20 protein-coding genes and 1 riboswitch are annotated in these 23,840 nt (G+C 72.9%); of the genes, 1 reads left to right on the top strand and 19 read right to left on the bottom strand.

Annotated elements, in window-relative coordinates; all coding sequences use genetic code 11:
• Window positions 1-91 precede the first annotated feature (91 nt).
• A riboswitch (FMN riboswitch) is annotated at window positions 92-263 on the bottom strand.
• A gap of 57 nt (window positions 264-320) precedes the next feature.
• Entirely contained in the window at window positions 321-1,283 is a 963-nt protein-coding gene (locus GA0070617_RS12340) for a GGDEF domain-containing response regulator (RefSeq protein WP_091436646.1), read from the bottom strand.
• A 2-nt stretch (window positions 1,284-1,285) separates the two neighbouring features.
• The gene (gene rpe, locus GA0070617_RS12335) at window positions 1,286-1,966 is read right to left on the bottom strand and encodes a ribulose-phosphate 3-epimerase (protein WP_091436645.1); all 681 of its coding nucleotides are present in this window, start codon (window positions 1,964-1,966) and stop codon (window positions 1,286-1,288) included.
• Between the two features lie 256 nt (window positions 1,967-2,222).
• On the opposite strand from rpe, the gene GA0070617_RS12330 reads away from it, so the two are divergent.
• The gene (locus GA0070617_RS12330; RefSeq protein WP_091436644.1) at window positions 2,223-3,107 is read left to right on the top strand and encodes a septum formation family protein; all 885 of its coding nucleotides are present in this window, start codon (window positions 2,223-2,225) and stop codon (window positions 3,105-3,107) included.
• 93 nt (window positions 3,108-3,200) lie between these two features.
• Here GA0070617_RS12330 and GA0070617_RS12325 read toward each other — a convergent pair whose 3' ends face one another.
• The 17 genes from GA0070617_RS12325 to GA0070617_RS12245 form a co-directional block, all read right to left on the bottom strand.
• Window positions 3,201-4,796: an RsmB/NOP family class I SAM-dependent RNA methyltransferase gene (locus tag GA0070617_RS12325; RefSeq protein ID WP_229688299.1), complete on the bottom strand. Its 1,596-nt coding sequence runs from the start codon at window positions 4,794-4,796 to the stop codon at window positions 3,201-3,203.
• The gene (gene fmt / locus GA0070617_RS12320; protein WP_091436643.1) at window positions 4,793-5,719 is read right to left on the bottom strand and encodes a methionyl-tRNA formyltransferase; all 927 of its coding nucleotides are present in this window, start codon (window positions 5,717-5,719) and stop codon (window positions 4,793-4,795) included. Before fmt ends, GA0070617_RS12325 begins: the two co-directional genes overlap by 4 nt.
• A 7-nt stretch (window positions 5,720-5,726) precedes the next feature.
• Entirely contained in the window at window positions 5,727-6,281 is a 555-nt protein-coding gene (gene def / locus GA0070617_RS12315) for a peptide deformylase (RefSeq protein WP_091436642.1), read from the bottom strand.
• Window positions 6,282-6,460: 179 nt separating this feature from the next.
• Window positions 6,461-7,444, bottom strand: a complete 984-nt coding sequence (locus GA0070617_RS12310; RefSeq protein ID WP_091436641.1) for an AAA family ATPase — start codon at window positions 7,442-7,444, stop codon at window positions 6,461-6,463.
• Window positions 7,445-7,568: 124 nt separating this feature from the next.
• Window positions 7,569-9,623, bottom strand: coding sequence for a primosomal protein N' (locus GA0070617_RS12305; protein ID WP_175440763.1), 2,055 nt, complete (start codon window positions 9,621-9,623; stop codon window positions 7,569-7,571).
• Window positions 9,620-10,813, bottom strand: a complete 1,194-nt coding sequence (metK, locus tag GA0070617_RS12300) for a methionine adenosyltransferase (RefSeq protein ID WP_091436640.1) — start codon at window positions 10,811-10,813, stop codon at window positions 9,620-9,622. The genes GA0070617_RS12305 and metK overlap by 4 nt, the downstream gene beginning before the upstream one ends.
• Window positions 10,814-10,894: 81 nt before the next feature.
• A complete protein-coding gene (gene coaBC, locus GA0070617_RS12295; protein WP_091436639.1) occupies window positions 10,895-12,103 on the bottom strand; it encodes a bifunctional phosphopantothenoylcysteine decarboxylase/phosphopantothenate--cysteine ligase CoaBC in 1,209 nt (402 codons plus the stop codon).
• 17 nt (window positions 12,104-12,120) lie between these two features.
• Window positions 12,121-12,384: a DNA-directed RNA polymerase subunit omega gene (rpoZ, locus tag GA0070617_RS12290; protein WP_067373935.1), complete on the bottom strand. Its 264-nt coding sequence runs from the start codon at window positions 12,382-12,384 to the stop codon at window positions 12,121-12,123.
• 19 nt (window positions 12,385-12,403) lie between these two features.
• A complete protein-coding gene (locus GA0070617_RS12285; protein ID WP_091436638.1) occupies window positions 12,404-12,907 on the bottom strand; it encodes a nucleoside/nucleotide kinase family protein in 504 nt (167 codons plus the stop codon).
• Between the two features lie 26 nt (window positions 12,908-12,933).
• Window positions 12,934-13,251 (bottom strand): integration host factor, actinobacterial type, encoded by a 318-nt coding sequence (mihF, locus tag GA0070617_RS12280; RefSeq protein ID WP_091436637.1) that lies wholly within the window; start codon window positions 13,249-13,251, stop codon window positions 12,934-12,936.
• Window positions 13,252-13,426: 175 nt separating this feature from the next.
• Entirely contained in the window at window positions 13,427-14,266 is an 840-nt protein-coding gene (pyrF, locus tag GA0070617_RS12275) for an orotidine-5'-phosphate decarboxylase (RefSeq protein ID WP_091436636.1), read from the bottom strand.
• Between the two features lie 229 nt (window positions 14,267-14,495).
• Complete coding sequence (locus GA0070617_RS12270; RefSeq protein ID WP_091436635.1) at window positions 14,496-15,773, bottom strand: adenosylmethionine--8-amino-7-oxononanoate transaminase; 1,278 nt, start codon at window positions 15,771-15,773, stop codon at window positions 14,496-14,498.
• A 79-nt stretch (window positions 15,774-15,852) separates the two neighbouring features.
• On the bottom strand, window positions 15,853-16,896 hold the full coding sequence (locus GA0070617_RS12265; RefSeq protein WP_091436634.1) for a quinone-dependent dihydroorotate dehydrogenase: 1,044 nt from the start codon (window positions 16,894-16,896) through the stop codon (window positions 15,853-15,855).
• A 34-nt stretch (window positions 16,897-16,930) separates the two neighbouring features.
• Complete coding sequence (gene carB, locus GA0070617_RS12260) at window positions 16,931-20,323, bottom strand: carbamoyl-phosphate synthase large subunit (RefSeq protein WP_091436633.1); 3,393 nt, start codon at window positions 20,321-20,323, stop codon at window positions 16,931-16,933.
• Window positions 20,316-21,497 carry a glutamine-hydrolyzing carbamoyl-phosphate synthase small subunit gene (carA, locus tag GA0070617_RS12255; RefSeq protein ID WP_091436630.1) on the bottom strand — a complete coding sequence of 394 codons (1,182 nt, stop codon included), beginning with the start codon at window positions 21,495-21,497 and terminating at the stop codon, window positions 20,316-20,318. Before carA ends, carB begins: the two co-directional genes overlap by 8 nt.
• The gene (locus GA0070617_RS12250) at window positions 21,494-22,828 is read right to left on the bottom strand and encodes a dihydroorotase (RefSeq protein WP_091436628.1); all 1,335 of its coding nucleotides are present in this window, start codon (window positions 22,826-22,828) and stop codon (window positions 21,494-21,496) included. Before GA0070617_RS12250 ends, carA begins: the two co-directional genes overlap by 4 nt.
• Window positions 22,825-23,751 (bottom strand): aspartate carbamoyltransferase catalytic subunit, encoded by a 927-nt coding sequence (locus tag GA0070617_RS12245; RefSeq protein WP_091436626.1) that lies wholly within the window; start codon window positions 23,749-23,751, stop codon window positions 22,825-22,827. Before GA0070617_RS12245 ends, GA0070617_RS12250 begins: the two co-directional genes overlap by 4 nt.
• Window positions 23,752-23,840: the final 89 nt, after the last annotated feature.

Below are 23,840 nucleotides of genomic sequence, written 5' to 3'. Positions count from 1 at the left end.
CACGGCGGTGGCGGAGGCCGGGTACGGCAGAGCCGACCCCGGGGGGCGACGCGGCAGCTGAGACCAGCGGCCGGGCAGACCCGTCCGTCCCGCGCGCTGTCTCCCATCCGGACTGTCTGAGCGCGGTGGTGCCGCACTCAACCGTCGGCCCTGGGGTCTCACCAGGTCCACCGGGCGGCAGAGCCGTCCGGGTCGCGGGCTTACCACGGCCGGGGCCGTGGATCACCGCCGGTTCGGAATTACACCGAGTCCCGCCAGCGCGTGGTGGGTACCTGAAGAAGTCTTACACGCCAACCGCCGGATGTCGCTATTCCGGCGTGCTACCTCACACCGTCGGCTCGGCGACGGTCGACCGCGACGTACGAGCCGGGCTGGCTCTTGGCCACGGTCTTCATCTCCGAGGCGGTGGCGATGGCGGCGAGCGGATCGGTGATCCGCTTGTTCACGTCGGAGAGGGCCACCCCGATGGAGAGCGTGACCAGGGCGGCCTTGCGGATGTTGCCCCGCCGGTCCTTCAGCTCGACGAAGCCCCGTTGGGCGTCGGTCGGGTCGTACAGCCGGTCGGCGGCGGTCTCGAAGTCGACCACCGCCCGGGAGGTCAGCGGGCGGATCTGGTCCGGGCTGCAGACGATCACGAAGTCGTCGCCGCCGACGTGGCCGAGGAAGGCCGGCGGCTGACCGACCGCGACCACCGCCCGGTGCAGGCTGCGGGCCAGCGTCGAGATGAACTCGTCGCCCCGGACGAAGCCGTACCGGTCGTTGACGCTCTTGAACCGGTCGATGTCGATGTAGCCGACGGCGTAGTCGACCCCGCTGCGGACCCGGTCACCGATCTCCCGCCGGATCCGGCTGTTGCCGGGCAGGCCGGTCAGCGGGGAGACCTCCCGGAACTCCTTGTTGCGGCGCAGCGTGGAGCTGACCCGGGCCACCAGCTCGGCGGTGTCGAAGGGCTTGACCAGGTAGTCGTCGGCGCCGGCGCTGAGCCCGTGCACCTTGTCCACGGTCATGCCCTTGGCGGTCAACATGATCACCGGCAGGGCGGAGGTCAGCGGGTTGGCGCGCAGCCGCCGGGTCAGCTCCATCCCGTCGATGCGCGGCATCATCAGGTCCACCACCGCCAGGTCCGGCCGCCGCCGCTCGATCACCTCCAGCGCCTCCTGGCCGTCGAAGGCGTGCAGCACGTCGAAACCGTGCAGGCGGAGGTTGAACTCGACGAAGCGGGCGATGTCCTCGTCGTCGTCGACGACCAGGATGACGTCGGGTGCGTCGTCGGCCTGCTCCACGCTCAGTGACCGCTGGTCGCGCGGTCGGCCAGGGACCGGAGGTTGCGCACCGCCTCGGCGGGGTCGTCAGCGCCGTAGACGGCGGTGCCGGCGACGAAGGCGTCGGCACCGGCGGCGGCGGCCTGCTCGATGGTGTCGGCGGCGATCCCGCCGTCGACCTCGATGCGCAGCTCCAGGTGACCGGCGGCGGCGTGCCGACGGGCGGCACGCACCTTGTCCAGCAGGTGCGGCAGGAATCGCTGCCCGCCGAAGCCGGCCTTGATCGTCATGATCAGCAACGTGTCGAAGCTGGGCAGCAGGTCGAGGTACGGCTCGATCGGGGTGTCCCGGTCGATGGCCAGCCCCGCCTTCGCCCCGGCCGAGCGCAGGTCCTTGGCCAACGCCACCGGGTCGTCGCACGCCTCGGCGTGGAAGGTGACGTTGTACGCCCCGGCGTCGGCGTACCCGGGTGCCCACCGGCGCGGGTCGGTGATCATCAGGTGCACGTCGAAGGGCAGCTCGGTCACCGCCCGTAGGCTCTGCACCACCGGCAGCCCGATGGTCAGGTTGGGCACGAAGTGGTTGTCCATGACATCGACGTGTAGCCAGTCCGCGGCGCCCTCGACGGCGCGCACCTCCTCGGCCAGACGGGAGAAATCAGCGGCCAGGATGCTGGGTGCCACGATCGGCGGCGGTACGGTCACCAGGCCAGTGTACGAACGCAGCCATCCCCGGTCGCCATCGCGGCACCATTCCGAACCCCCTGTCACCCAACCGTGACCGGCGGTGCAGAATGACCCGTCCGATCCGGCGATCTAGCACGAAAGGCCAATGATGACTGGCCGATCGACGGAAACGGGACGAAACTCCATGAGGGACGGTGTCGTATGCTGCACGCCCGGCGGGGCAACGCCGCTCGGGTCGCGGCAACCGGCCGTCAGCTCCCGGAAAGGGCAGACGATGCGACGGTGGCTTGGGGCGCTGGCGCTGGCCGGCACAGTGGTGCTGGGCGGCTGCCTGCCGGCGCATGGCGGAGACGGTGACCTGACCGACGACTGGCCGGCCCTGCGGGAGCCGCAGCTGTTCGTCCCCGCCGCCGGCGCCTGCCTGCCCCGGATCAGCGTGGTCGCGCAGGCCAGCACCTACGACACGGTGGACTGTTCCCGGCCCCACCTGGCCGAGGCCATCCACGTCGGCAGCTTCGTGGCCGACGAGGTCACCGACGACACCCGCCCGGAGCCGGGATCACCGGCCCTGCGGACCGCCCGGGGCGAGTGCGACCTACGCGTCCGGGAGGTGCTCGGTGGCGACTGGCGGTCGGCCCGGCTCACCCTGAACATCGCGGTACCGTCCACTTCCGCCTGGCGGGCCGGCGCCCGCTGGTTCCGCTGCGATCTGAGCGAGACCGACAGCATCGACAACACCCGCCCGGTCAACCGGGTCGGCAGCCTGCGCGGGGCCCTGCTCGGCGACTCCCCGCTGGCGCACCGGTGCTTCGACCCCAAACTGATCGGCGGCAATCTCAACTACATGGCCCCGGTGCTCTGCACCGAGCCGCACCGGGCCGAGTTCGTCGGCGTGTACGTCGAGAAGGACATGAGCTGGGCCGCGTTCAGCAAGGCCAACGCGCAGGTGCACCGGCGGTGCATGAGCCTGATCGCGGCCTTCGCCGCCGTGCCGAACAACAACGAGTTGCCGTACCGGGCCGGTTCGATCTTCTACCCGCCGTCGCAGCGGGAGTGGGAGGAGGGCGACCGGGGGGTGCGCTGCTTCCTGTGGAGCGACGACCGCAAGCTGACCCGGTCCATGCGCGACGCCGGACCGAAGGGGCTGCCGGCCATCTGAGCCACCCGGGATGGGCGGTCAATTGTCCGGGCCGCCCAGGCGCGCGCGTCGGCCGGGGGAGGGTCACCCCCGGCCGACGCCCACCGGAGTGGCTCAGCTGCGGCGCAGAACGGCCAGGAACATCGCGTCGGTGCCGTGCCGGTGCGGCCAGAGTTGGACCGTCGGCCCGTCCCCCAGCCCCGGCATCCCCGCCGGCAGCAGCGGCCGGGCGTCGACGAAATCCACCCCGAAGCCGCAGCGGCGGGCCGCCTCGGTCACTGTCACGTGCGTCTCCACGGTGTGCGGTGAGCAGGTCACGTAGGCCACCACCCCGCCGGGACGGACCGCCCGCAGGGCGGCGGTGAGCAGTTCCCGCTGCAACCGGGTCAACGGCGGCAGGTCGGCGGGCTGCCGCCGCCACCGTGACTCCGGCCGCCGCCGCAACGAGCCGAGGCCGGTGCAGGGCGCGTCGACCAGGACCCGGTCGAAGTGCCCCTCCGGCAGCTCCGGCTCGACGCCGACGTCACGCCCGTCGGCGGTCAGCACGGTCACCGGTAGCCCCCGGGTCGCCTCGGCGACCAACCGGGCCCGGTGTTCGGCCACCTCGACCGCGGTCAGCTGGGCGTCCCGCCCCACGGCCAGCGCGCCGAGCAGCCCGGCCTTGCCGCCAGGTCCGGCGCAGAGGTCGAGCCAGCGCCGGTCCGGGCCGTCCAGGTCCGCGGCGACCAGGGCGTCGGCGACCAGTTGGGAACCCTCGTCCTGCACGTGCGCCCGGCCGTCGGCCACCGCCGCCAGGTCACCGGGCGCGCCACCGGAGAGATACACCGCGTACGGCGAGAAGGCGCCGGGGGCACCGCCTACCTCGTCGGCCAGCGCCGCCGCGTCGGCCCGCCCCGGCCGGGCGCAGAGGTGCACCGGCGGCCGGACGTTGTCCTCGATCAGCAGCCGGGTGGTCTCCCCCAGGTCACCGCCGAGCGCGTCGGAGAAGGCCCGCACGATCCACTGGGGATGGCTGTACGCCACCGAGAGGTGTCCCACCGGATCGGTGTCCACCGGCGGGGCGAGCTGGGCCACCCAGGCGTCGGCGTCCTTGGTGGTGACCTCGCGCAGCACCGCGTTGGCGAACCCGGTCGCCCCCTCACCGATCACCCGGACCAGGTCGACCGTGGAGGAAACCGCCGCGTGCGCCGGCACCCGGGTGTGCAGGAGCTGGTACGCCCCGATCCGCAGCGCGTCGCGTACCGGCGGGTCGATGCGGGCCACGTCCCGCCCGGCGGCGGCGGTGAGGATCGCGTCCAGGGTGCCGAGGTGACGCAGCGTGCCGTAGGTCAGCTCGGTGGCGAAGGCCGCGTCCCGACCGAACAGCCCGGCTTCGCGCAGGATGATCGGCAGCACCAGGTTGGCGAAGGCGTCGTCGCGGTGCACCGCGGCCACCGCCTCGAACGCCGCCAACCGGGGCCGGTCCACGGCCGCCCGGGCCACCCGTCCCCCGCCGTACCGGCCGGAGTCGACCCGACCTCGACCGTCGCGTCCGCCGGCGCCACCGCGGGTGTCCCGGTCCCGGCCGCTGCCCCGGGTGTCCCTGCTGTCCCGGTCCCGGCCGCTGCCCCGGTCCCCGCGGTCGTGACGGCCCGGTCGGTCGTCACGGCGCGGTCGGTCGTCACGGCGCTGCGGGTGGCCGGGCTCTCCGCCGACCGGCGCGGCGCTCACGCGAGCTCCTCGCCGGCGCCCACCCGGACACCCCGGGCCCAGTCGGTGGCCGGCATCGCCTTCTTGCCGGCCGCCCGCACCTCACCGAGGCGCACCGGGGTGGTGGCCGTACCGGCCAGCACCCGGGCCTTCTCCACCAGCAGCTCGCCGGGCTTCAGCGCCGGGCCGTCCGGCACCGGCGTGACCGGGCCGAGCTTGACCCGGTCACCCCGGAAGGTGGTCCACGCACCGGGTGCCGGGGTGCACGCCCGGATCCGCCGGTCCACCGCGAAGGCCGGGTCGCCGAAGCGCACCCGGGCGTCCTCCACGGTCAGTTTCGGGGCCAACGACACGCCGTCGGCGGGCTGCGGCTCGGCCCGCGCGGTGCCCGCCTCGATCGCGTCCAGCACCGCCACCAGCAGGCCGGCACCGGAGTGCGCGAGGCGCTCCAGCAGGTCCCCGGAGGTGTCGGCGGGGCGGATCTCGTCGGTCAGGGTGCCGAAGACCGGTCCGGTGTCCAGGCCCGCTTCGAGCTGGAAGACACTGGCCCCGGTCAGCTCGTCGCCGTGCAGTACGGCGTGCTGCACCGGCGCGGCCCCCCGCCACGCCGGCAGCAGCGAGAAGTGCAGGTTGATCCAGCCGTGCCGGGGCACCTCCAGCGCCACCGGCGGCACCAGGGCGCCGTAGGCGACCACCGGCGCGCAGTCCGGGGCCAGCTCGCGCAGCCGGTCCAGGAACTCGGGCTCCCGGGGGCGGGCCGGGGTCAGCACCTCGACCCCGTGCTCGTCGGCCCAGGCTCCCACCGGGGAGCGGACCAGACCCCGGCCCCGGCCGGCGGGCGCGTCGGGGCGGGTGACCACGGCGAGCAGCTCGTGCCCGGAGGCCGCCACGGCGGCCAGGGCGGGTACCGCGACAGCGGGCGTACCAGCGAAGATCAGTCGCATCGGCCGGTCACCGCCCCAGGCCGAAGGGGCTGCCGTGCGGGCTGGTCTTGACCGTCGGTGGAGCGGCCGCGTCGTACCACTCGGCCTCCCGGATGGCCTTCATCGCGGCCTTCCGGCCGGCCGGGTCGAGCCGGTCGAGGAAGAGCACCCCGTCGAGGTGGTCGGTCTCGTGCTGGACACAGCGCGCCATCAGCCCGGTGCCGACGATCTGCATCGGGTCGCCGTAGCCGTTGAAGCCCTTGGCGATCACGTTCTGTCGACGCTTGGTGTCGAAGTAGAGGCCGGGGATGGACAGGCACCCCTCCGGGCCGTCCTGCTCCTCGGCATCGGGGAACTCCAGCACCGGGTTGACCAGGTGCCCGACCACGTCGTCGACGTCGAAGGCGAAGACCCGCAGACCCACCCCGAGCTGCGGTGCGGCCAGGCCGGCACCGCTGCGGTCACGCATCGTGTCGGTGAGGTCGGTGATGAGCTTGCGCAGCTCGACGTCGAAGTCGACCACCGGATCGGCCGGCGTGCGCAGCACGGGATCGCCGAAGAGACGGATGGGCTGGACGGTCACGCGGGAATGCTCCTTAGTACCGCGACGGCGGATGAGCACCGCTGCGGCGGATCGGTACCGTAACGGCCGATTGGTACCACTACGGCGGATCGGTGCCGCGACGGCGGAAGACGGCGGGTGGAACTCTGCCGTACCAGTCTACGGACCGGTCGCGGCGTGTCGGGTCACCCCACCACCGGTCAGAGGGCGGGGCCCGGTTCCCCGGCCAGCACCGCGTCCCCGCCGAGCAGGGCGTGCTCGGGCAACGGGAGGTGGATCCGGTGCGCCGCCTCCCAGTCGTAGACGGTGCTGGGGCGGACCTGGGCGGCGAAGTAGTCCACCGCGCTCATCCCGCCCACCACCGGCTCGTCCACCTCGGCGACCAACTGGGCCGGGACCAGCCGGAACCCGCCCTGCAGCGCGGCGCTGAGCCGGCGGTGCCCGTCGACGACGAAGAAGTACTCCCCGGTGAAGCCGATCCGCAGCGGTTCGAGGGCCGCGTTGCCGCCGGCGGCCACCGCGTCGACGAAGTCGGAGTCCCACAGGTCCCGCAGGGCGGCGATGTCCTCGGTCGGGTAGACCCGGGCCGGGTCGAGCAGCAGCAACGGCGGGCTGTCCTGCACCACGTCGGTGCCGAGCGCGCCGGTGAACACCGCGACGATGTGCTCGATCACCTCCTCCGCCGGGGCCCGGGTGGTGTCGCAGATCAGGTCGTAGTTGCGCAGCCGGGCCTTGTCCACGCCGTAGCGGACGATGAACCGGTTCCGCTCGCTCTCGCTGCGCTCGCGCAGCTTGGCCTTCGCCTCCTGCAGCGAGGTGTAGCTCTCGGCCGGGCCGGACGGACGGGCCAGCACCCGCCGGGCCGCCTCACCCGGCTCGGTGATCATGTGCACCTTGAGCGCGTCGGTGAAGAAGTGCCAGGCCAGCCGGGAGTCCATGACCAGGCGCTCACCGGAGGCGGCGATGTCCCGCTGGAGCTGGTCGACGTAACCGTCCACCGCCTGGTCCAGCTCGGCGTGCAGGTTCAGCTGGAGCGCGGTCATCTGCCGCTCCTGGGCCATCTGCCGGTACAGGTCACCCACGCTGACCCGGCGCAGCCCCAGCCGCTTGGCGATCTCGACGGAAACGGTGCTCTTGCCGCTACCGAGGTCACCGTTGAAGACGATCGACTGACGAACGGTCACGCTGGTCCACCTCAGATCACCAATGGAACACGTCATCGACCCTGGCACCATGGGGACACCGGGACCGGCACGGCATGACGGGCGATGCTACCACCCCGCCCAGCACACTCCGTCACCGCGACGCTCAGAACAGGCTCAGCGGATCGACCTGCAGACGTACCGGATCGGTGGCCTTACGGGCGGTGCGTACGCCGGCTGCGGAGTGCAACGCCTCGGCGAGCGCGGCGGCCCGCGCCCGGGGGACCCGGACCAGCATCCGCTCCCGGTCGTCGTCGGCCGGGACCGGGCCGAGCACCTCGGCCGCGTCCGGCAGGCGCGCCTCGGCCAGCAGGTCGGCCACCGCCGCGGCCGACCCGGTGAGGCTGGCCATCCGGACCGCCGGCGGGAAGCCCAGCTCCCGGCGTTCGGCCAGCTCCCGGGCGGCGAACCAGCCGGCGTCCCAGCGCAGCAGCGCCTGCACCGGGGCCAGGGCGCCGTCGGCGACCACCACCACCCGCCCGCCGGCCGCGGCGGGCCGGGCCAGCGCGGCGGCGCTCATCCAGCGGCGTAGCGCCTCCTCCCCCGCCCGCAGGTCGGCGCGGGTGAGCAGGGCCCAGGAGTCCAGCAGCAGCACCGCGCCGTAGCCACCCTCGGCGACCGGCTCGGCCCCCGGCGTGGCGACCACCAACCCGGCCCCGCCGGGCACCGTGGCCAGCACCTCCTCCCGTCCGGAGGTGCGCACCGGCACCCCGGGGAAGGCCCGACCGAGTTCCTCCGCGGTGCGCCGGGCACCGGTGACGGCGGCCCGCAGCCGCCGCCCGCCGCACTCCGGGCAGGCGTAGGCGGCGGCGACCCGGCCACACCAGCGGCAGGCCGGCGTACCGGTCGCCGACGGCAGGGCCAGCGGCCCGGCACAGTGCGGGCAGCGGGCCGGGGTGCGGCACTCGGCGCAGGCCACCGCCGGCAGGTAACCCCGGCGGGGCACCTGCACCAGCACCGGCAGCGCGGCCCGCAGGGTGTCCCGGGCGGTGGTCCAGGCCAGGCTGGGCAGCCGGGCGGTGACCGCACCCGGGTCGCGGGCCAGTTGCGGATCGTCACCGGTCGGGGCGATCGCCGGGGTACGCGCCCGCACCGTTTCCCGGCCGGCGACCACCTCCCGGGCCCACCCGGTCTCCACCAGCAGTTGTGCCTCGGCGGTACGGGTGTACCCGCCGACCAGGGCGGCGGCGTCGGCGAGCCGGGCCCGGGTCAGCAGCACCTCCCGGGCGTGCGGGTACGGGGACCGGGGTTCGGCGTGCAGGTCGTCCCCGTCGTCCCAGATCGCCACCAGACCGAGTCGCCGTACCGGGGCGAACATCGCCGCCCGGGTGCCGATCACCACCGGCACGGCACCGAACCGGGCGGCGAGGAAGGCCCGGTAGCGCCGGGCCGGCCCGAGTGCGGCGGAGAGGCAGACGTGCCGGCCGTCGCCCAGCACCGCGGTGAGCGCCGCGTCGAGCCGGTCCAGGTCACGGGCGTCGGCGACCACCATCACCACGCCCCGGCCACCGGCCACGGTGGCCGCGGCGGCCTCGGCGTACCGGTCGGCCCAGTCCGCGCCGGGCAACGCCGACCAGACGGCCCGGGGGGCCCGGCCCTGCGTCAACGCCCGCAGCAGGGCCGACCCGGCCGGGTAGTCCCGCCACCCGGTGTCGGCCGGCTCGGGCCGACCCGGGGCGGCGGTGGGCGTCGGCTGGCCGACGGCGACCGGCACGCCGGCGGTGCCGGCCGGCTCAGTCAGCTCGGCCGTGCCGGCTGGGGCCGGTGGTTCGGCGGTGACCTCCTTCTCCACCCGGGCGTGCCGGGGTGGCACGGCGAGGCGGAGCACGTCGGCCAGGACGCCGGCGTACCGGTCGGCGACCGCCCGCGCGAGCTGGGCGATCTCCGGGGCCAGCACCGGCACCGGCGAGACCACCTTCTCCAGGTATGCCAGCTTGCCCGGGTGCGCCGACTCGGCGACCCGGGTCAGCAGCCAGCCGTCGACGAGCTGCCCGGCGAAGCGCACCTTGACCCGGGCACCGGGCACCGCGATGTCGGCCAGGTCGGCGGGGACCAGGTAGTCGAAGGGGCGGTCCAGGTGGGGCAGGGGTACGTCGACACAGACACGAGCGACCGGCGACCCCGTCGCGGGTCGCCGGTCGCTGCGCCTGGTGCCGGTCAGGCTCCCGCAGCCGACTTGAGGTCGGCGGCCCGGTCGGTGCTCTCCCAGGTCAGCTCGGGCAGCTCCCGGCCGAAGTGGCCGTACGCGGCGGTCTGCTGGTAGATCGGGCGGAGCAGGTCGAGATCGCGGATGATCGCGGCCGGACGCAGGTCGAAGATCTCGCTGACGGCCTTCTCGATCGAGGCGACCGGCACGGTCTCGGTGCCGAAGGTCTCGATGAAGAGGCTGACCGGGTGGGCCTTGCCGATCGCGTACGCGACCTGCGCCTCGCACCGCTCGGCCAGGCCGGCGGCCACCACGTTCTTGGCCACCCAGCGCATCGCGTACGCGGCCGACCGGTCCACCTTGGACGGGTCCTTGCCGGAGAACGCGCCGCCGCCGTGGCGGGCGTACCCGCCGTAGGTGTCGACGATGATCTTCCGCCCGGTCAGGCCGGCGTCGCCCATCGGGCCGCCGACCTCGAACCGGCCGGTCGGGTTGACCAGCAGCCGGTAACCCTCGGTGTCGAGGCCGAGGCCCTCCAGCTCCGGGGTGATCACGTGCTCCCGTACGTCCGGGGTGAGCAGCGACTCCAGCGAGATGTCCGCGGCGTGCTGGCTGGACACCACGACGGTGTTCAGCCGGACCGGGCGCAGCCCCTCGTACTCGATGGTGACCTGGGTCTTGCCGTCCGGGCGCAGGTACGGCACGGTGCCGTCCTTGCGGACCGCGGCGAGCCGGCGGGACAGCCGGTGCGCCAGCGCGATCGGCAGCGGCATCAGCTCCGGCGTCTCGGAGCAGGCGAAGCCGAACATCATGCCCTGGTCACCGGCGCCCTGCGCGTCGAGCGCGCTCTCCGACGACCCGGTACGCAGCTCGAAGGCGTTGTCGACGCCCTGGGCGATGTCCGGCGACTGGGCGCCAATCGAGACGCTGACGCCACAGGACGCCCCGTCGAAACCCTTCTTCGACGAGTCGTACCCGATCCGCAGGATGGTCTCCCGCACGATCGTCGGGATGTCGGCGTACGCCTTGGTGGTCACCTCGCCGGCGACGTGGACCTGACCCGTGGTGATCAGGGTCTCCACGGCCACCCGGCTGTGCGGGTCCTCGGCGAGCAGCGCATCCAGAATACCGTCGCTGATCTGGTCGGCGATCTTGTCCGGGTGGCCTTCCGTGACCGATTCGGAAGTGAAGAGGCGGCGTGTCACGGCACTCCTAAGCTGAGGAAAAGTCGTTCCGCGGAAGTGTAGTCATCGGGTTTCGACGAACGCTTGAACGGTGGGCCACACTCACCTTTCGGGAAGGGCCGGCCACCGCGCGACGACGAGGTCCCAGACGTCGTCGGCCAGCTCCTCCTTGGACCGCTCGGCCAGGGTGTGCGTGGCGCCGTCGGCACCGACGACGGTGGCCGCGTTGGTGTCGGCGCCGAAGACCTTGTCCGGACCGACCTCGTTGATGACGATGAGGTCGGCTCGCTTGCGGGCGAGTTTGGCCCGGCCGTTGGCCTCGGCGTCACCGGTCTCCGCTGCGAACACCACCAGTACCTGCTCCGGCCGACGGTCCCGACCCAACTCGGCGGCGATGTCGGGATTGATGACGAGTTCGATGGTAGGGGCTTCGTCCGTCGACTTCTTGATTTTGCTGGTGGAGTAGCTCGCCGGTCGGAAATCGGCAGGTGCCGCCGCCATCACCACCGCGTCCGCTCCGGCGGCTGCCGACAGCGTCGCGGTACGCAACTGCTCGGTGGTGCCGACCCGGACCAGGTCCACGCCGGCCGGCGGGGCGAGGGAGACATTGGCCGAGATCAGGGTCACCCGGGCGCCCCGGGCCACCGCCGCGCGGGCGAAGGCGTAGCCCTGTTTGCCCGACGAGCGGTTGCCGAGGAACCGCACCGGGTCCAACGGCTCCCGGGTGCCACCGGCGGTGACCACCACGTGCCGGCCGGCGAGGTCGGCGGAGGCCGGGCCCCGGGCCAACGTCCGGCGGGCGATCGCGAAGATCTCGGCCGGATCGGGCAGCCGCCCCTTGCCGCTGTCCGCGCCGGTGAGCCGCCCGACGGCCGGCTCGATCACCCGTACCCCGCGGGAGCGCAGGGTCGCGACGTTGGCCACGGTGGCGGGGTGCTCCCACATCTCGGTGTGCATGGCCGGGGCCAGCAGCACCGGGCACCGGGCGGTGAGCAGGGTGTTGGTGAGCAGGTCGTCGGCGAGGCCGTGGGCGGCACGGGCCAGCAGGTCGGCGGTGGCCGGCGCGACCACCACGAGGTCGGCCCGTTGACCGAGCCGCACGTGCGGCACCTCGTGCACCTGCGCCCAGACGTCGTCGGCGACCGGCTGTCCGGAGAGCGCGGCCCAGGTCGGCGCGCCGACGAAGCGCAGGGCCGACCCAGTCGGCACGACGCGGACCCGGTGCCCCGACTCGGTGAACAGTCGCAGCAGCTCACACGCCTTGTAGGCGGCGATGCCGCCGCCGACTCCGAGGACGATCTCGGCGGACATCGGCGGGCCGGGGCGGACTACGGCTGGTCGGTCGGCTCGGCGGTGAGCAGGCCCGCGTTGATCTCCCGCATGGCGATGGAGAGCGGCTTCTCCTGCGGGGTGGTCTCCACCAGCGGGCCGACGTACTCCAGCAGGCCCTCGCCGAGCTGGCTGTAGTAGGCGTTGACCTGACGGGCACGCTTGGCGGCGAAGATCACCAGCGCGTACTTCGAGGTGGTCTTGTCGAGCAGCTCGTCGATCGGCGGGTTGGTGATGCCTTCGGGGTTGGCGATGGATCCCACGAATAACCTCAGCGTCGTCTCAAGTGACAGAACCGAGCAAGCCTACCAGTTCGTCCACGGCCCGCTCGGTACGGTCGTGCAGCACGGTGTGGTCCACGAGGGCGTCGACGGCCGGCTCGGGACGGTACCCGGGCGGCCGGAGCAGCACCAGCCGGGACCCCGGGAACGCCGCACGCACCTGCGACGCGCCGACCAGGTCCAGCGGGAGCAGCACCGGCCGACCGGCACGCAACCGGGACCGGACCGACTCGCCCGGCGTACCCCGCCGGTACGGCCCGATCCGGGCCCACTCCAGCAACTGGCCGGCGGCGGCCAGTTGGTCGAACTCGACCGGGTCGAGAAAGACCCGGTCGATTCCGTCCACCTCGCACTCGCGGCGCGGCCGGGTGGTGGCCGGCGCCGGAGTCCAGATGGCCGGGGAACGCGCCCGGACCAGCTCGACCACACTCTCCCTGCCGGCACCGGAAGGTCCGGCCAGGACAGTGAGCCGAGCTGCCGGGCGCGTCTCGCCGTCCGTGCTCACTGCTTGTTTCTACACGCTGCCGCGATTCAGTTCGCGGCGAACTCTCCCAGCAGCGCCTTGCGCTGCTGCTCGCCGAGCCCACGCAGGCGGCGACTGTCGGCGATCTTCAGCTTCTCCATGATCTGGGTCGCCCGGATCTTGCCGATGCCCGGCATCGACTGCAGGACGGCCGAGACCTTGAGCTTGCCGACGACATCGTCGGACTCGGCCCGGTCGAGCACGGCGGCGAGGGTGGTCTTGCCCTGCTTGAGCTGCTCCTTCAGCTCAGCACGGGCTTTGCGGATCTCCGCAGCCTTTTCCAGCGCGGCTGCGCGCTGCTCGGGGGTCAGTGACGGGAGCGGCACCAGTTCTCCTCAGGTCCCTATCGCGACGGGCGGGACGCACCGCCGCATCTGTGAAACGTGGTGTCGCTGGCAACCAAAGGGGTCCGTGGTTCCCAGCGCGGGGAAAACTAGCGGTCAACGGAGCTTTCGGCAACGTGGGCACGCGCCCATGGACGCAAAGTGACCGAGCCGTCAGTCAGTCGACAGGCCTCAGCGCGGCCCGGCAGTCCGCCAGCACCCGGTCCGCAGCGGCCCGCAGCGCGGCGGTGTCCGGGCCCGCGTTGAGCACCTCCCGGGAGTACGACGGCAGCACGGCGGAGAGCCCGGAGCCGAAGACGGTACGCAGATCGGCGGCCGTGGCACCCTGTGCGCCGAGCCCCGGGGCGAGCAGCGGCCCGCCCACCGACGACAGGTCGTGACCTGTCTCGCCAATGGTCGCCCCCACCACCAACCCAAAGTTACCGAGCGGTTCACAACCGCTGTTGAGCTGGGAAATCTCGTCGATGACCGTCTGCGCGACAGTCCGCCCGTCGGGACTGACCGCGCGCTGCACGGCGGCACCCTCCGGGTTCGAGGTGAGCGCGAGGACGAAGACGCCGCCACCGTGCTCGGCGGCCAACTCGAACATCGGAGCCAGCGACCCGACCCCCAGGTACGGACTCGCGGTGATCGCGTCGACATACAGCGAGCTGGATGGATGGAGGTACGCGGAGGCGTACGCGCGCACCGTCGAACCGATGTCACCGCGCTTGACGTCCAGCAGAACGAGCGAGCCGACATCTCGTAACTGTCGGATAGTTGACTCTAGAACCGACACGCCCGAGGCTCCGAAACGTTCGAAGAAGGCCGACTGCGGCTTGATCACCGCAACCCGGTCACCGAGCGCTTCCACGACGGTCCGGGCGAATCGGTCCAGCCCCTCGACGGTGTCCGGCAGGCCCCACCGGCGGAGCAACTCGGGGTGCGGGTCGATGCCGACACAGAGCGGTCCCCGCTCGGTCATCGCCCGGTGCAGTCGGCTCCCGAAGGTCTCCATCGCTGTGCAACTCCCTCTCTCCCGCGACGGCTGCGCCGTCGCACGTCCTCCCACGCCGTCGCGTGGCTCACGCCGTCGGGTCCCCGACGCCCCCGGGTGGCCCCACACCGGGGCGACCGACGCCACCGGGTGGCCCGGACACTTCCCGACCGGTCCCCCGTCGTGGGGCGGGCCCACGGCCTCCCACCGGCCGCCCGGTGGGACGGGGCGGCCCGAGGGTCCCGGCGGCTCAGCCCGCCGCCACCGCCGCGGCCATCCCGGCCGTGATCCGGGCCAGGTCGTCGTCGTCGGTCACGTACGGCGGCATGGCGTAGACCAGGTCCCGGAACGGACGCAGCCAGACGCCCCGCCCCACCGCCGCGGCGGTGGCGGCGGGCAGGTCCACCTCGTGGTCGAGCTGCACCACGCCGATCGCGCCCAGCACCCGCACGTCGCGTACCCCCGGCGCGCCGCGCAGCGGCTCCAGCCCGGCCGCCAGACCGGCGCCCACCCGGCGGACCTCGGCGGCCCAGTCACCGGCGCGCAGCAGCCCCACGGAGGCGTTGGCCACCGCGCAGGCCAACGGGTTGCCCATGAAGGTGGGGCCGTGCGCCAGCACACCGCCGTCGGCGGAGATGCCCCAGGCGACCTCCGGGGTACAGAGCGCGGCGGCCAGGCTGAGGTACCCGCCGGTCAGCGCCTTGCCGAGACAGAGCACGTCCGGGGTGACCCCGGCGTGTTCGGCGGCGAACATCGTCCCGGTCCGGCCGAACCCGGTGGCGATCTCGTCGAAGACCAGCAGTACCCCGTGCGCCCGGGTCACCTCGCGCAGCACCCGCAGGTACTCGGGGTGGTGGAAGCGCATCCCGCCGGCGCCCTGCACCACCGGCTCGACGATCACCGCGGCCAGCTCGTCGGCGTGCCGCTCCACCGCCTCGACAAGCGTCGCGGCGTACGCCGGATCGGGCGGGGCGGCGAAGCCGTCCGGCGGTTGCGGGGCGAAGACCTGCCGGGGCAGCACGTCGGTCCAGAGATGGTGCATCCCGCCGACCGGGTCGCAGACGCTCATCGGGTGGAAGGTGTCCCCGTGGTACCCGCCGCGCCAGGTGCCCAGCCGGCGCCGCTGCGGTCGACCGGTGGCCCGCTGGTACTGCAGGCACATCTTGACCGCCACCTCGACGCTGACCGACCCCGAGTCGCAGAGGAAGACCCGCTCCAGCCCGTCGGGGGCCAGCTCGACCAGGGTACGGGCCAGTCGTACCGCCGGCTCGTGGGTCAGCCCGCCGAACATCACGTGACTCATCCGGCCGAGCTGGTCGGTGACCGCGGCGTCGAGCACCGGATGGCGGTACCCGTGGATCGCCGACCACCACGACGACATGCCGTCGACCAGCTCCCGCCCGTCGGCCAGGCGCAGCCGCACCCCCTCGGCACCGGCCACCACGTACGGCGGGGTGGCCGGGGGCAGTGGCGCGTACGGGTGCCAGACGTGGGCCCGGTCGGCGGCCAGGATCTCCTCGGGCGTCACCGCTGCTCCTGCCGTACCTGCTGGGGGTGTCCCGCCCGGCGGCGCGCGCCGGATCGACGTCGCGGACGCCGGGCGGGGGTCACCGGAGGGTGGCCGCGGTCGGCGGCGCGACACCCGCCGCGGCTCGGGCCACGGCGCGGGTCAGGCCCGGCCCACGGTAGATGAAACCGGTGTAGAGCTGCACGAGGCTCGCGCCGGCGTCGAACATCCGGGTGGCGTCGTCCGGGTCGAGAATCCCACCCACCCCGACCACCGGCAGCCGCCCACCGGTCTCGGTGTGCACGAAGGAGACCACCGCGCGGGCCCGTTCGGCCAACGGTCGCCCGGAGAGCCCACCGGCCTGCGCGCCCCGCGGCCGGTCGGCGGCGGCCAGGCCGTCGCGCGACAACGTGGTGTTGGTGGCGATCACCCCGGCCGCACCCCGGGCCAGACAGACCTCCAGCAGCTCGGCGATGGCCGGCTCGGTCAGATCCGGAGCGATCTTGACCAGCACCGGCTTCTCCCCCACCAGCGCCGCCAGCAGGGCGTCCAGGTGCTCCTTGTCCTGCAACGACCGCAGCCCCGGGGTGTTCGGCGAGGAGACGTTGACCGCGAAGTAGTCGCCGTGGGAACGCAACGCCCGGTAGGAGGCGAGGTAGTCCTCGACCGCCTCGTCCAACGGGGTCACCTTGGACTTGCCGAGCGAGATGCCCAGCGGTACCCCGAGCGGGCGGGGCAACGCCGCCAGCCGGACCGCGAGCGCCTCGGCCCCGGCGTTGTTGAAGCCCATCCGGTTGACCACGGCGGCGCTGTCGGGCAGCCGGAACAACCGGGGCCGGGGGTTGCCCGGCTGGGCGTGCGCGGTCACCGTGCCGACCTCGACGAAGCCGAAGCCCAGCGCCGACCAGGCCGGCAACGCCAACCCGTTCTTGTCCATCCCGGCGGCCAGCCCGACCGGGTTGGGAAACCGCACCCCGAACACCGTGCGGGGGGCCTGGACCAGGTACCGGGCCCGCAGCGCGGCCAGCGCCGCCGGCTGCCGGGCCAGCACCGCCAGCCGGCGCAGCGTCCAGTCGTGCGCCGCCTCGGCGTCACCGCCGCCGAGGCGGAACAGCCACGGACGTACCGCCCGCTCGAAGATCACGCCGGACCGCCCTCGCCCGGCAGCAGGCACCCGGTCACCGCAGTCCCCGCAGGGTGGCGTGCAGATCCTGCAGGGGGCGGACCTGCATGTCCCCCCGGATCCGGGCCTCGATGCCCATCACCGCGGCCGCCACACCGGGAACCGTGGTGACGCACGGGATGTCCGCGGTCACGGCGGCGCTGCGGATCTCGTACCCGTCGGAGCGGGCGCTGGCCCCGGAGCCCTGCGGCGTGTTGACCACCAGGGCCACCTCGCCGCGCAGGACCAGCGACACCGCGTCGTCGTCCTGCCCGGTCTCGTAGTGCTTGCGGATCTCCTCGCAGGTGACGCCGTGCCGGCGCAGCACCTCGGCGGTGCCGGCGGTCGCGACGATCTCGAAGCCCAGGTCCGCCAGGCGCTTGATCGGGAAGATCATCGCGCGCTTGTCCCGGTTGGCCACCGAGACGAAGATCTTCCCCCCGGTCGGCAGCGAACCGTACGCGGCCGACTGGGACTTGGCGAAGGCGTGCCCGAAGTGCGGGTCGATGCCCATCACCTCGCCGGTGGACTTCATCTCCGGGCCGAGCAGCGAGTCCACCCCCTTGCCGGCCGGGGTGCGGAACCGCTTGAACGGCAGCACCGCCTCCTTCACCGCGATCGGCGCGCCCGGCGGCATCGTGCCACCGTCCCCGCTGGGCGGCAGCATCCCCTCGGCGCGCAGCTCGGCGATGCTCGCGCCGAGCGCGATGCGGGCCGCCGCCTTGGCCAACGGCACCGCCGTCGCCTTAGACACGAACGGCACGGTCCGCGACGCCCGGGGGTTGGCCTCCAGGACGTACAGCACGTCGTCCTTGAGCGCGTACTGGACGTTGAGCAGACCGCGTACGCCCACCCCGTGCGCGATCGCCTCGGTGTAGCGGCGGACCTGCTCGATGTGCGAGGCGGCCAGGGTGATCGGCGGCAGGGTGCACGACGAGTCACCGGAGTGGATGCCGGCCTCCTCGATGTGCTCCATCACGCCACCCAGGTAGACCTCGCCGTCGGCGTCGCAGAGGGCGTCCACGTCGATCTCGATCGCGTCGTCGAGGAAGCGGTCCACCAGCACCGGATGGTCCGGGGAGATGTCGGTGGCCCGGCCGATGTAGTCCCGCAGCGTCGGGTCGTCGTAGACGATCTCCATACCCCGCCCGCCCAGCACGTACGAGGGGCGGACCAGCACCGGGTAGCCGATCTCCTCGGCGATCGCCCGGGCCTGCTCGTACGAGGTGGCCATGCCGTGTGCCGGGGCGCGCAGCCCGGCCCGGGCCAGCACCTCACCGAAGGCGCCCCGCTCCTCGGCCAGGTGGATGGACTCCGGGGAGGTGCCGACCACCGGCACCCCGGCGTCCTTGAGCCGCTGCGCCAACCCCAGCGGGGTCTGCCCGCCGAGCTGCACGATCACCCCGACCACGCCCGGACCGCCGGCCGCCCGGCCGGAGGTGTCCTCGGCATGCCAGACCTCCAGCACGTCCTCGAAGGTCAACGGCTCGAAGTAGAGCCGGTCGGCGGTGTCGTAGTCGGTGGAGACCGTCTCCGGGTTGCAGTTGATCATGACGGTCTCGAAGCCGGCACCGTCGGCACCGGAACCGGACGCAACGGCTGCCCCGCTCGGCGCGCTTCGCAGCGCCTGTACCGCGTGCACGCAGGAGTAGTCGAACTCGATGCCCTGCCCGATCCGGTTCGGTCCGGAGCCCAGGATCAGCACCTTCGGCCGGGCCGAACCGGTCACCTCGGTCTCGGCGTCGTACGTCGAGTAGTGGTACGGCGTGGTCGCCTCGAACTCGGCCGCGCAGGTGTCCACCGTCTTGAACACCGGCCGGACGTCGAGCCGGTGCCGCAGGGTGCGTACCCCGTCCTCGGCCGCCAGCTCCGGACGCAACGCGGCCAGCTGCCGGTCCGACAGCCCGGCCCGCTTGGCCACCCGCAGCAGCTCCGTGTCGAGCACCGGGGCGGCCACGATCTCCGCCCGCAGCTCGACCAGACCGGCGATCTGGTCCAGGAACCACCTGTCGATCCCGCCCGAGGCGGCATGGACCTCGTCGATCGAGGCGCCGAGCCGCAGCGCCCGCTCGACGGTGTAGAGCCGACCGTCGTGCGGCACCCGCAGCGCGGCCAGGGTGTTCTCCCTGGTCGCGTCGGCCGGGTCCGGCACGGTCCAGAAGCCCGCCGCCTTCGTCTCCATCGAGCGCATCGCCTTGTTCAGCGCCTCGGTGAAGTTACGCCCCAGGCTCATCGCCTCGCCCACCGACTTCATCGTGGTGGTCAGCTCCGGGTCCGCGCCGGGGAACTTCTCGAACGCGAACCGGGGGATCTTCACCACCACGTAGTCCAGGCTCGGCTCGAACGCCGCCGGGGTCTTGCGGGTGATGTCGTTGGGGATCTCGTCGAGGGTGTACCCGATGGCCAGCTTCGCGGCGATCTTGGCGATCGGGAAGCCGGTCGCCTTCGACGCCAGCGCCGAGGAGCGGGACACCCGCGGGTTCATCTCGATCACCACGATCCGGCCGTCGGCCGGGTTCACCGCGAACTGGATGTTGCAACCACCGGTGTCCACCCCGACCTCACGCAGCACCGCGATGCCCAGGTCACGCAGGCGCTGGTACTCCCGGTCGGTAAGGGTCATCGCCGGCGCGACCGTGACGCTGTCGCCGGTGTGCACGCCCATCGGGTCGACGTTCTCGATCGAGCAGACCACCACCACGTTGTCGTGCCGGTCGCGCATGAGTTCGAGCTCGTACTCCTTCCAGCCGAGCACGCTCTCCTCGATCAGCACCTCGTGCACCGGGCTGGCCGCCAACCCGGCACCGGCGATGCGGGCCAGGTCCTCGTCGGTGTGCGCCATACCGGAGCCGAGGCCACCCATGGTGAACGACGGCCGGATCACCACCGGCAGGCCCAACTCGGCGACGGTCGCCTCGACCTCGGCCATCGAGTGGCAGACCCGGGAGCGGGGCACCAGGGCGGTCGGGTCCTCGACCCCCAGCCGCGCCCCGGCCTGGGCCACGACGTCCTTGAACAGCTGCCGGTCCTCGCCCCGGTTGATGGCGTCGACGTTCGCGCCGATCAGCTCCACGCCGTACTTGTCCAGCACCCCGGCGGCGTGCAGGGCGACGGCCGTGTTCAACGCGGTCTGCCCACCCAGGGTGGGCAGCACCGCGTCCGGGCGCTCCCGGGCGATGACCAGCTCGACGAACTCCGGGGTGATCGGCTCGACGTAGGTGGCGTCGGCGAACTCCGGGTCGGTCATGATCGTCGCCGGGTTGGAGTTGACCAGGCTGACCCGGATCCCCTCCTCGCGCAGCACCCGGCAGGCCTGGGTGCCGGAATAGTCGAACTCGCAGGCCTGCCCGATGATGATCGGCCCGGAGCCGATCACCAGGATGTGCTTGAGATCGGTCCGCTTAGGCATTCTTCCCACCTTCGATGAGTTCGGCGAAGCGGTCGAAGAGGTAGTCCGCGTCGTGCGGGCCGGCCGCCGCCTCCGGGTGGTACTGGACGGTGAAGGCGGGCACGTCCCTGGCCCGCAGCCCCTCCACCACGTTGTCGTTGAGGCAGACGTGGGAGACCTGCACCCCACCGAAGTCCGTCTCGACCACCTGGTCGGGCACCACCGCGCCGGGCTGGGCACCCGGCACCCGCACCGCACCGGGCTGCTGTTCGCGGCCCGGCCAGGCGACCGCGAAGCCGTGGTTGTGGCTGGTCACCTCGACCTTGCCGGTGGCCCGGTCGAGCACCGGCTGGTTGATGCCCCGGTGGCCGTAGCCGAGCTTGTAGGTGCCGAAGCCGAGCGCCCGGCCGAGGATCTGGCTGCCGAAGCAGATGCCGAACAGCGGCACCCGCCGACGCAGCACCTCCCGGGCCAGCTCGGTCGGGCCGTCGGCGGTGGCCGGGTCCCCCGGGCCGGGCGAGAAGAAGACCGCGTCCGCGCCGGTGGCGAGCAGGTCCTCGATCGTCGAACCGGCCGGCAGCACGTGGGTGGTCACCCCACGGGCGGCGAGCCGACGCGGCACGTTGCGCTTGATCCCCAGGTCCAACGCGGCCACCGTGTACCGGTGCTCCCCCTCGGCCTCGACCACGTACGGCTGCGCGGTGCTCACCTCGGCGGAGAGATCCGCGCCGACCATCTCGGGGGCCTGCCGGACCCGGGACAGCAGGGCCTGCGGATCGTCGTCGACGCTGGAGATACCCACCCGCATCGCACCCCGCTCCCGCAGGTGCCGGGTCAGCGCCCGGGTGTCGATGCCGCTGATCCCGACCACACCCTCGGCGGCCAGCCGGTCGGCCAGCCCGCCCCGGGCGCGCCAGTTCGAGCTGACCCGGGCCGGGTCGCGGACCACGTACCCGGCCACCCAGATCCGCCCCGACTCGTCGTCGTCGTCGTTGACCCCGGTGTTGCCGATGTGCGGTGCGGTCTGCACCACCACCTGACGGTGGTAGGACGGGTCGGTAAGCGTCTCCTGGTAGCCGGTCATGCCGGTGTTGAAGACCGCCTCGCCGAAGGTCTCCCCGACGCTGCCGTACGCCTCACCGTGGAACGTCCGACCATCCTCCAGAACCAGAATCGCGGGTTTTCTGACAGTCACTTCACGGCCTTTCCGTCGAGCACGGTCGCCTCGCCGCGCAGGAAGGTCGCGACGACGCGACCCGGGAGCGTCATGTGGGCGTACGGGGTGTTGCGGCTACGGCTGGCCAGGTCGGCCGGCTCGATGGTGCGCCGGACCGCCGGGTCGACCAGGGTGAGGTTGGCCGGTACCCCGGGCGCGGGGTCGACGCCGTGTCCGCTGAGCCCGGCGATCCGGGCCGGGGCGCGGGAGAGCCGCTCGGCGATCAGGTCCCACTCGGGCCCGAGCACCTCCAGCGCGATCGACAGCGCCGTCTCCAACCCGAGCATGCCCGGTCGGGCGTACGCCCACTCACACTCCTTGTCCTCCACCGCGTGCGGCGCGTGGTCGGTGGCGACGATGTCGATCACCCCCTCCACCAGGGCGGCACGCAACGCGGCCACGTCGGTGGCGGTCCGCAGCGGCGGGTTGACCTTGAACACCGGGTCGTAGCTCCGACCTGCGGGGCTCCCAGGCTCACCGCTTCCCGCGACGGCACCCGCCCCGCTTCCACCGATCACCTCGTCGGTCAGGAGGAGGTGGTGGGGGCACACCTCGGCGGTGACGCGTACCCCTCGGGCCTTGGCGTGGCGCAGCACCTCGACGCTGCCGGCGGTGGAGACGTGGCAGATGTGCAGGCGGCTGCCGACGTGCTCGGCCAGCAGCACGTCCCGGGCGATGATCGCCTCCTCGGCGACCGCCGGCCAGCCGGTCAGGCCGAGCCGGGTGGAGACCTCACCCTCGTGCATCTGCGCGCCCTCGGTGAGCCGGGGCTCCTCGGCGTGCTGGGCGATGATCCCGTCGAACGCCTTCACGTACTCCAGGGCCCTGCGCATCAGCATCGGGTCGGCGACACAGTGCCCGTCGTCGGAGAAGATCCGGACCCGGGCCGCCGAGTCGGCCATCGCGCCCAGCTCGGCCAGCCGCTCGCCGGCCAGGCCCACGGTGACCGCGCCGATCGGCTGCACGTCGACCAGGCCGGCCTCCCGGCCGAGCCGCCATACCTGCTCCACCACGCCGGCGGTGTCGGCCACCGGCGAGGTGTTGGCCATCGCGCAGACGGCGGTGTAACCGCCGAGCGCCGCCGCCCGGGAGCCGGACTCGACGGTCTCGGCGTCCTCCCGGCCGGGTTCACGCAGGTGGGTGTGCAGGTCGACCAGGCCGGGCAGGGCGACCAGGCCGTCGGCCTCGACCACCACGGCGTCCGGCGCGGACAGCCCCGCACCGGCCTGCGCCACGACGCCGTCGCGGATCAGCAGGTCGGTCGGCGCGGCACCGACCACGCTCACGTTCTTGATCAGGTACGCGGTCACCGGTTGTTCCCTCCGAGCAGCAGGTAGAGCACGGCCATCCGTACGGAGACCCCGTTGGCGACCTGTTCGACGATGGTGGAGCGGGGTGAGTCGGCGACCTCCGGCGTGATCTCCATCCCCCGGTTCATCGGGCCGGGGTGCATGACGATCGCGTGCTCCGGCAGCCGCCGCATGCGGGGGCCGTCCAGGCCGTAGCGGCGGGAGTACTCGCGGGCCGACGGGAAGTAGGAGTCGTTCATCCGTTCCCGCTGCACCCGCAGCATCATCACCACGTCCGAGCCGGGCAGCACCGAGTCCAGGTCGTAGGAGACGCCGGTGCCGGGGGCGAGCGCGGCGGCGATGTCCACCGGGATCAACGTCGGCGGTCCGACCAGGGTGACCTTGGCACCGAGGGTGGACAGCAGCAGGACGTTGGAGCGCGCCACCCGGCTGTGCAGGACGTCCCCGACCACCGCGACCGACAGGCCGGCCAGCCGCCCCAGCCGGGAGCGCATGGTGTACGCGTCCAGCAGCGCCTGGGTGGGGTGCTCGTGGGTGCCGTCGCCGGCGTTGACCACCGAACCGTCCACCCAGTGGGCGAGCCGGTGCGGGGCGCCGGAGGCGGGGTGCCGGACGACCACCGCGTCGGCCCCCATCGCCTGCAGGGTCAGCGCGGTGTCCTTCAGGCTCTCGCCCTTGGTGACGCTGGACCCCTTGGCCGAGAAGTTGATCACATCGGCGCTGAGCCGCTTCGCCGCCGCCTCGAAGGAGATCCGGGTCCGGGTGGAGTCCTCGTAGAAGAGGTTCACCACGGTCCGGCCGCGCAGCGCGGGCAGCTTCTTGACCTCGCGGCCGGCGACGGTGGCCATCTCGGCGGCGGTGTCCAGGATCTGGGTGGCGGTGTCGGCGTCCAGGTCGGCCCCGGAGAGCAGGTGTCTGATCACTGGGCCAGCCTTTCGTTCGCGACTGCGGGGCTCCGCTGCGCTGCACTCCTCGCGCTCACTGGACCAGCCTTTCGTTCGCGACTGCGGGG

Source organism: Micromonospora yangpuensis, from assembly GCF_900091615.1.
Lineage (GTDB): Bacteria > Actinomycetota > Actinomycetes > Mycobacteriales > Micromonosporaceae > Micromonospora > Micromonospora yangpuensis.
Note: the sequence above shows the minus strand (reverse complement) of the source record. Positions and strands in the feature narration are given on the sequence as shown.

Excerpts from the sequence above, each read along its gene's own strand:
- GA0070617_RS12330 (WP_091436644.1), top strand. The coding sequence starts at position 2,223 with ATGCGACGGTGGCTTGGGGCGCTGGCGCTGGCCGGCACAGTGGTGCTG.
- fmt (WP_091436643.1), bottom strand. The coding sequence starts at position 5,719 with ATGCGACTGATCTTCGCTGGTACGCCCGCTGTCGCGGTACCCGCCCTG.
- coaBC (WP_091436639.1), bottom strand. The coding sequence starts at position 12,103 with ATGTCCGCCGAGATCGTCCTCGGAGTCGGCGGCGGCATCGCCGCCTAC.
- pyrF (WP_091436636.1), bottom strand. The coding sequence starts at position 14,266 with ATGGAGACCTTCGGGAGCCGACTGCACCGGGCGATGACCGAGCGGGGA.
- carB (WP_091436633.1), bottom strand. The coding sequence starts at position 20,323 with ATGCCTAAGCGGACCGATCTCAAGCACATCCTGGTGATCGGCTCCGGG.